Raw genomic sequence first — 7,312 nt, forward strand, 5'->3', positions numbered from 1 at the left:
TAGAAAACCGTAATTGAGAACGATAATCATTGGCAATAGCTTATATGTTTTTTTCTATTAGAATAGTTCTAAAAAATAATTAATAAAATCCCTTATCTAAAAAGTTATTTTCTTAGATAAGAGGATAAGAGAATCTATTTTTCATCCCAAGTTATTTTTTATTAAAGCGGCAAATCTTTACGGGTAAAGATAAATCCGCTAACTGTATACAAGACAACAGGTATTACGGCAAGTACACCCATTTGAATTAAGAAATCACCATCAGCAATGATTTCGCTTGTATTGTATAAAGTAGTTATCGTAATATACTTCAAATCTTCTAGATTATCATTTTGTTCAATCACTATGCTGACAATGTAAAATGCCAGTGGCAAGCCACCACCTACGGCCATTGCCGCATTGGTCCGATTGAATAACGTGCTTGCAAAAAAAGAAATACTTCCCATAGCTAATGTCAATAAGCATGAGCCTAAAATCAACCAGCCAAAGGTTTCAAGGTCAAATTCAGTGCCTTCATCAGAATCAATCGCAGAAGAGACCATGGATTCATCTATCATATCAGACAATTGATCTTCTGGAACATCGGTAGCTTCAGAAGTGGCTTCTAGCGCATTGTCATTTTTCATCAGATTCATATTGTCATCTACCGTAGCTGAACTTACGTCTAGCTCACTTTCAGTGACTTCTTTAGCTGTGGATAAAACAGCGGATGGGTTCATTTGACCGTTTGTATCTTCATCTTCTTCATTTTCATTTTCGTCCACTAAATCATTAACATAATTACGATATTCATTCACGTTCATACCTAGAGGTTTACTACCTTCTTGCAAGGCATCGCTATCGTTTAAAATCATGCCTGGATCATCAGCTAACTCGTCTGTGGTAATTTCGATGTCATCTTTATCCATATCGTCGTCATCATCGTATTCATCTTTACGACTGTCTGTAATCTCATCAGAAGCTTTATCCAAACTATCACGTTTCATCGCTTCATCTAGATATTTGCCATAGGCCGTTTCATCCATACCTCGCGCATCTGCTCCAGATTGTAGCGCATAATCGTCATCTTTAATCATATAAAGATTATCGCGCACATAAGAAGGATCGCGATCAAGAGCGGCCGCAGCTTCTTCCACATCTTCTGTAATGGCATTGCCCGAAAGGTTATTATGAACAATTTCTGTGACGCCCATACCAACGCCTGCTGTGACAGCAAACATCAAGATAATGGAACCAATCATATAAACCATTTTGGTAAAAATGACCGTGCCTCTTTTGATCGGTGTGGATAAGGTATAAGCCATCGAACCACTATCGATTTCACTTACCACTAAATTATTGGCGCAAAATACGCCATAGATTAAACCAAGTAAAATGGCGACCATCTTAAAAAACATTTCTAACGTTCCCATTAAGGTACCTAGATCAGAAACTTGATCACCAAAGGACGTATCTTCTGCTGCACTGACGATCTGACCGATATCATCCGCATCAAAACTCACAATAAAAATAGTAATAAGTATACTTAAAACAGCAGTGATGACTAACCATAAGGGCCCATTACTGCGTACACTTTGTTTAAAAATTGGTTTACTAAACATTGGCGACTTCCTCCTTGAATACATTGGTAAAGTAATCTTCAAAATTCGTTTTGATTTCTTTAAAGAATAAAACATCGTAATATTGAAGGTCATTCATCAAGTCATTGATATCTTTATCATTGATGTTGACATTTAACTGCAGATCCTCTTCTTTGACATTTGACAACTCATAACCCAACGCTTGGAATTGTTGGAAGCTTTCCTTCGTTTTAAATTCTAATTTATAGGTTTTGTTTTTATTATGAAGGAGATCCTTCATGACGAGTTGATCAATAATACGACCATCTTTGATCATGGCCACGCGATCACAAGTTTGTTCGATTTCTTCAAAAATATGGCTCGACAAGAATATCGTATGCCCCATTTCTTTTTCTTCTTTGATCAAATCAATAAAGACATCACGCATTAAAGGGTCTAACCCTGTGGAAGGTTCATCTAAAATCAATACATCAGAGTCTAAAGAGAACGCCGCAGCCAAGGCTGTTTTTTGTTTCATACCTTTACTCATCGTTTTAAGTCCTGCGGTATAATCCAACTGCAGTCTTTCACAGATTTGTTTACAGCGTTGCCAACTACCGCGACCGGCTTTTTCCATCTGCCGTTTTAAGAAGGTTTCACCTGTTTTGTCTGCTGGAAAATTGATTTCTCCAGGAACATAGCTGACAAAACGTTTGATTTGAGCACTACTTTTTTGCGTATCCATACCATTAATAAAAGCTTGTCCACTATCAGGCTTGATAAAACCCATCAATTGGCGAATAGTAGTCGTCTTCCCGGCACCGTTAATACCTACCAGCCCAAAGGTTTCTCCTTGTTCAATTGAAAGAGAAATATCAAATACGCCGCTGTCTTGTCCATAATCCTTGGTTAAATTTTCTAAATCAATGTATCCCATGGCTCAACACCTCTTCTCCAGATGAAACACTTTTGTTGGTATCATAGAAGTTCATAAAGTAATCTTCTAATGAGAACTTCTCTTCGGTAATAAAATTCAATTGATATTGACTCAAATCGGTAAATAGTTCTTTGATATTTTCATCTTTGATTTCAACTTTCACCTGATTTTGTCTTGGTCGTTTGACTGTCGTATCTAAGGAGGTATTGTCAACAAAACGTTGATATTCATTTTCATCAGCAAATTCGATTTTGTAAGTCTTATTTTCATTTTTCCGAATATCATCTGCAACCACCGTCGAAACCACTTCGCCTTCTTTAATAATGGCAATCCGATCACAGGTTGCATCCACTTCGCTGAAAATATGACTCGATAAAAGAATCGATTTGCCAGCTCTTTTTTCTTCTAATAGAAATTCAATGAAGCGTTCTTGCATGACGGGATCCAAACCACTGGTGGGTTCATCCAACACCAAAATATCTGGATCATGCATAAAAGCTGTCACAATCGCCACTTTCCGGCGAGTTCCCAAACTCATCGTATCTAATTTAGGAGAAATATCTAATTCAAACATATCGATTAAATGATCCGTCTTGGTCATATCTGAAATTTGACGTTCTCTTGCCATAAAATCGATAAAGGCCTTTCCTGTCATATTTTTAGGAAAAGCTAACTCCCCGGGCAAATAACCGACTTCCCGTTTGATCGCCGCTGCGTCTTTCCATGAATCTTTATTCGATACTTTAATTGCTCCCGATTGTGGCTTCGAAAAGCCCATTAAATGACGAATCGTTGTGGTTTTTCCAGCGCCATTTGGACCTAAAAAGCCAAAAACTTCGCCTTCTCCAACCTCAAAAGATACATCAAATACACCACGATGAGAACCGTAATCTTTTGTTAGTTGTTCGACTTCAATCACTGACATATCTTTTCGCTCCTCATTTACAAAAGTATGTTAAATGACATATGACCGTTTATTTACATATGTTCATTTATTGATTATAATAGGCTTGGTAAAAATTACAACAAACAACTTGGCAGAATATGGAACTTAAATGACAGATTTACCAAAATTGTTTATTAAAATTTTAAGAAAGGAACATCTTTGCATGGAAAGCTCACTCGATCTACGTGTTCAAAAAACATATGATGCACTTATTACTGCCTTATTAGAATTAACAAAGGAAAAATCCCTCGATAAAATCACAGTCAATGAACTGTGCCAAAAAGCTAGAATCCGTCGTCCAACCTTTTATAAACACTTTAATGATAAGTACGACTTTTTTCATTTTACTGTCCAATCATTACAAGAACACTATCTAGCTAAAGTAGAAGAAAAAACAGATGATGCACATCCCGTCCGTTATTTCACAACCCTTTTTCAAACCATGATTGATGCCATCGACGAGTACCAAAAAGTACTTTTACCTTTAAAAATTGATGCCACAAGCTTTTTTATCTTTGAAACAGTAGATGACAAGCTACATCAGCAGTTAGAAAAACGGTTACGTCATTTCTATGATATGGGCTATCAACTACCAACCAATATCGACTTTAGTCTACAAGTTTTACTAGGTACCTTTAAACAAGCGGCTTTTTGGTGGTTAAAAAATCAAGAAAGGATTTCAAAAAAAGAGGTCATAGATGAAATGAATAACACTTTGCGTTGGTTTTTTGACATGCGACAATAAAACATAAAAAGACCCGCCAGCGGGTAACTGACGGGAAAGGAGTTAAAAAATGAAAAAGTGTTTCAGGGTGTTTCGTTGGTACACTTTTAATGTAACGATAAAAAGTGAATAAATTATGACATTTCTTTTTTTAAATTCTAAAAAAGAAATGAAAAAGAATTTTTGTCAAAGGATCAAAGTGAGCCTCTCCCTATTTCGAAACTAACCGTATTAATTACTAACACAAAGACGATTTTGTTATAGCGTTAAAGTTACCTCTTAGCTAAAAAGATCTGCGTGCGTGCCTGTATCAATAAATCGGACAAATGCTCCATCATACTTATAAATTAATCCCCAGTCCGGCTGACTAAAAAGTGATCATTATATTGAGATTCCAGAGGTTTATCACAAAAAAGTTTCCAATAAACTCTTTCAAAATCTTCTCTTTCATAACGATCACCTTTAAGCATTTTTATAATACTTTTTAAATTTTCATTCGAACGCAGACTTATATTTAGGCCTATTCTTCATTTAACCAATCCAAACCTTCCTTCCCGTTTTCAAATTCAATATAATCCTGGCTTTTCGTTACTTCTTCTAATTGAGAATTTGGGACAGAGACTTCAAAGGGAATTCCGCCTACTTCAATTGAACGTTTTACAAAGATACGATAAGCTTCATTAGGCTCTAAACCTATGCTTTGCATTACCTTTCTGAACTTTTCTTTATCCTCTTCGTTCATTCTAAAATGTACTTGGTTCGTCATAATAAGCGCCTCCTATATCTAGAATACCAATTGCTACCGCTTTAATCCAATAAGATAACATTTCAGCTTAAAATAAACATGAAATTAGTGAAAAATAACAAAATTTCAGGTAGGATAAGTACTTAGACACATGAGCATTCTATATTGTGTGAAATTTTTAAAGGAGGGATTTGTTTTGGAGTGGATAAAACTCATTGGAATCTTTATTATCTTACTAGGATTTTTATTTAAATTAGATACAATCGCGGTCGTTGTTTTCGCTGCTTTTGCGACAGCTCTAGTATCTGGCATACCTATAATGGACTTTTTAGAAGCTTTTGGACAAGCATTTGTGGAAAATCGACTCGTAACGATTTTTCTACTAACTTTACCGATGATTGGTCTTTCAGAACGTTTCGGTTTGCGTCAACAAGCGGTGATTTTGATCCGAAAAATTAAAGGAATGACGCCAGGGAAATTTTTAACGCTTTATATGGCAATCCGGGAAATCGCCGGTCTTTTAGGGATTCGTATTTCAGGACATCCACAATTTGTTCGTCCTATCGTTAATCCTATGACCCAAGCTGCGGCAACTAAATACGGTGATATTTCGGATAAAGATAAAGAAGAACTGAAGGCCCGTGCGGCAGCTAATGAAAATTACGCCAACTTTTATGGGCAAAATACTTTTGTCGCAGCTTCTGGTGTTTTGTTAATTGCTGGAACATTGCGAGATTTAAACTATGATGTATCAGAAGCTAGCATTGTACAATATTCCTAATTGTGGCTGTAATTGCTCTTGTACTAGCTGCGATTTCAAATATGTTATATGATCGTAAATTAGCTAAAAGGTATGGCATTACAAAGGATGGTGACCTAAACAATGACACAGACAATTGATACAATTCTTGAGTTGTTTTATATTTTAATTGGTATTCTAGCTGCGATGACTTCTATTCGTTCTTTTAGAGATCGTACCAACTCAGCTCGAATCGGTACGGGTTATTCTGGTTATTTCTAGGAATCATTTTGCTTTCGGTAATTTCTTGCCTTATGCTGTATCTGGTATCATGTTAGTTATCATTGGCATCTTGACGTTATTTAAGCAAGTAAAAATTGGTAATATTGCCAAGTTAGATGATAACAAGGAGAAAAAGCCGCGAACGGATCGGCAGCTGGATTTTCTTTCCTGCCATCGTACTGGCATTAACAGCAGTGGGCGTTTCCTATACCGATTAGTGGACAAGTAGATCGGCGTGGCCTCTATCGTCGCTTTAGTTGTCGCAGTGATCATTACTTCTGCTAAACCTAAAACGATCATGGACGATACGGATCGTATGTTCCAATCTGTCGGAACCACTGGGATTTTGCCTCAATTATTGGCTGCTTTAGTGTGATTTTTAATTTAGCTGGTGAAGTCATAGCTGATGCCATCGCCAACCTTATCCCAGTTGGAAACCAATTTTTCGGCGTTGTTGCTTATTGTCTAGGGATGGTGTTGTTTACCATGGCTATGGCAACGCTTTTGCGGCGTTTACTGTCATCACAGCTGGCATTGGTGTTCCTTTTGTTATCGCCCAAGGTGGAGATCCGGTGATTGCTGGTAGTTTAGCCATGACCGCCGGCTTTGTGGTACTTTGTTAACTCCGATGGGTGCCAATTTTAATGCCTTGCCGGTTTGCTTTGTTGGAAATGAAAGATGCAAATGGCGTCATCAAAGCGCAAATCCCTATGGCCTTGGTTATGATTGTAGTTCATATCGTTTTAATGTATGTACTAGCTTTTTAACTAAAGCAAACTTGGAAATTGAATAAAGAAACGAAGAAACGTTATTCAAAATTGAAATATTGAATAATAAAATAAGAAAACATTATCCAATACTGAAATAATGGATAATGAAATGAGAAAACGTTATTCAAAAAAGATAAAAACGAACAAAAAAAAAAGAAATGTTACTTATTGTTGAAAAATTGAAGAGTGGAAACAAGAAGCATTATTCAATATTAAAATAATGAATAATGAAACAAGAAAGCGTTATTCAAAAATAAGATATTGAATAAGGAAATAAAAAATTATTCATTATTAAAAAAATTAAAGAAAGGAAGAGTAATATGAAAATTTTAATTACAGGATTCGACCATTTGGCGGCGAAAAAATAAATCCTGCGTGGGAAGCAGTCAAAAAACTTCCTAACACCATTAAAGTGCTGAAATTGTTAAAGAAGAAATTCCAACGGTTTATGGTAAATCAGCCGATGTTTGTAAAAAAGCGATTCAAAAACACCAACCAGATATCGTTTTAAATATTGGTCAAGCAGGCGGGCGTTTCACTATTACGCCAGAAAGAGTTGCTATTAACGTTGACGATGCGCGAATCCCTGATAATGAAGACAACCAACCGA

At 36.2% G+C, this 7,312-nt stretch carries 7 protein-coding genes and 3 pseudogenes; 6 read left to right on the forward strand and 4 right to left on the reverse strand.

The features are described 5' to 3' along the window. Positions 1-161: 161 nt before the first annotated feature. Genes C7K42_RS05585 through C7K42_RS05595 form a run of 3 tightly spaced genes read right to left on the reverse strand, consistent with a single transcriptional unit; the run spans position 162 to position 3,421 of the window. Complete coding sequence (locus tag C7K42_RS05585; protein WP_159459079.1) at positions 162-1,601, reverse strand: ABC transporter permease subunit; 1,440 nt, start codon at positions 1,599-1,601, stop codon at positions 162-164. After that, positions 1,594-2,496, reverse strand: a complete 903-nt coding sequence (locus C7K42_RS05590; RefSeq protein ID WP_014123914.1) for an ABC transporter ATP-binding protein — start codon at positions 2,494-2,496, stop codon at positions 1,594-1,596. The genes C7K42_RS05585 and C7K42_RS05590 overlap by 8 nt, the downstream gene beginning before the upstream one ends. Further along, a complete protein-coding gene (locus C7K42_RS05595) occupies positions 2,483-3,421 on the reverse strand; it encodes an ABC transporter ATP-binding protein (protein WP_014123913.1) in 939 nt (312 codons plus the stop codon). The genes C7K42_RS05590 and C7K42_RS05595 overlap by 14 nt, the downstream gene beginning before the upstream one ends. A gap of 184 nt (positions 3,422-3,605) precedes the next feature. On the opposite strand from C7K42_RS05595, the gene C7K42_RS05600 reads away from it, so the two are divergent. Next, positions 3,606-4,187 carry a TetR/AcrR family transcriptional regulator gene (locus C7K42_RS05600; protein ID WP_014123912.1) on the forward strand — a complete coding sequence of 194 codons (582 nt, stop codon included), beginning with the start codon at positions 3,606-3,608 and terminating at the stop codon, positions 4,185-4,187. A gap of 499 nt (positions 4,188-4,686) precedes the next feature. Here C7K42_RS05600 and C7K42_RS05610 read toward each other — a convergent pair whose 3' ends face one another. Then, complete coding sequence (locus C7K42_RS05610) at positions 4,687-4,932, reverse strand: type II toxin-antitoxin system RelB/DinJ family antitoxin (RefSeq protein WP_061840030.1); 246 nt, start codon at positions 4,930-4,932, stop codon at positions 4,687-4,689. Between the two features lie 175 nt (positions 4,933-5,107). On the opposite strand from C7K42_RS05610, the pseudogene C7K42_RS05615 reads away from it, so the two are divergent. The 5 genes and pseudogenes from C7K42_RS05615 to C7K42_RS05625 all read left to right on the forward strand — a co-directional run. Then, positions 5,108-5,811: pseudogene (locus C7K42_RS05615) on the forward strand (DUF969 domain-containing protein). Beyond that, positions 5,795-5,932, forward strand: a complete 138-nt coding sequence (locus tag C7K42_RS13465; protein ID WP_249038019.1) for a hypothetical protein — start codon at positions 5,795-5,797, stop codon at positions 5,930-5,932. Before C7K42_RS05615 ends, C7K42_RS13465 begins: the two are co-directional and overlap by 17 nt. Positions 5,933-5,981: 49 nt before the next feature. Further along, positions 5,982-6,555 (forward strand): annotated as a pseudogene (locus tag C7K42_RS13470) (5-oxoproline transporter, DUF979 family subunit). A gap of 21 nt (positions 6,556-6,576) precedes the next feature. Continuing rightward, the gene (locus tag C7K42_RS13475; protein ID WP_249038022.1) at positions 6,577-6,699 is read left to right on the forward strand and encodes a 5-oxoproline transporter, DUF979 family subunit; all 123 of its coding nucleotides are present in this window, start codon (positions 6,577-6,579) and stop codon (positions 6,697-6,699) included. Positions 6,700-7,022: 323 nt separating this feature from the next. Further along, positions 7,023-7,312: pseudogene (locus C7K42_RS05625) on the forward strand (pyroglutamyl-peptidase I family protein); the annotation flags it as partial.

Origin of the sequence: Tetragenococcus halophilus subsp. halophilus DSM 20339, from assembly GCF_003841405.1 — a bacterium.
Classification (GTDB): domain Bacteria; phylum Bacillota; class Bacilli; order Lactobacillales; family Enterococcaceae; genus Tetragenococcus; species Tetragenococcus halophilus.

Coding starts and splice junctions, on each gene's coding strand:
- C7K42_RS05585 (WP_159459079.1), bottom strand. CDS start 1,601: ATGTTTAGTAAACCAATTTTTAAACAAAGTGTACGCAGTAATGGGCCC.
- C7K42_RS05610 (WP_061840030.1), bottom strand. CDS start 4,932: ATGACGAACCAAGTACATTTTAGAATGAACGAAGAGGATAAAGAAAAG.
- C7K42_RS13465 (WP_249038019.1), top strand. CDS start 5,795: ATGACACAGACAATTGATACAATTCTTGAGTTGTTTTATATTTTAATT.
- C7K42_RS05600 (WP_014123912.1), top strand. CDS start 3,606: ATGGAAAGCTCACTCGATCTACGTGTTCAAAAAACATATGATGCACTT.
- C7K42_RS05590 (WP_014123914.1), bottom strand. CDS start 2,496: ATGGGATACATTGATTTAGAAAATTTAACCAAGGATTATGGACAAGAC.
- C7K42_RS05595 (WP_014123913.1), bottom strand. CDS start 3,421: ATGTCAGTGATTGAAGTCGAACAACTAACAAAAGATTACGGTTCTCAT.
- C7K42_RS13475 (WP_249038022.1), top strand. CDS start 6,577: ATGCCTTGCCGGTTTGCTTTGTTGGAAATGAAAGATGCAAATGGCGTC.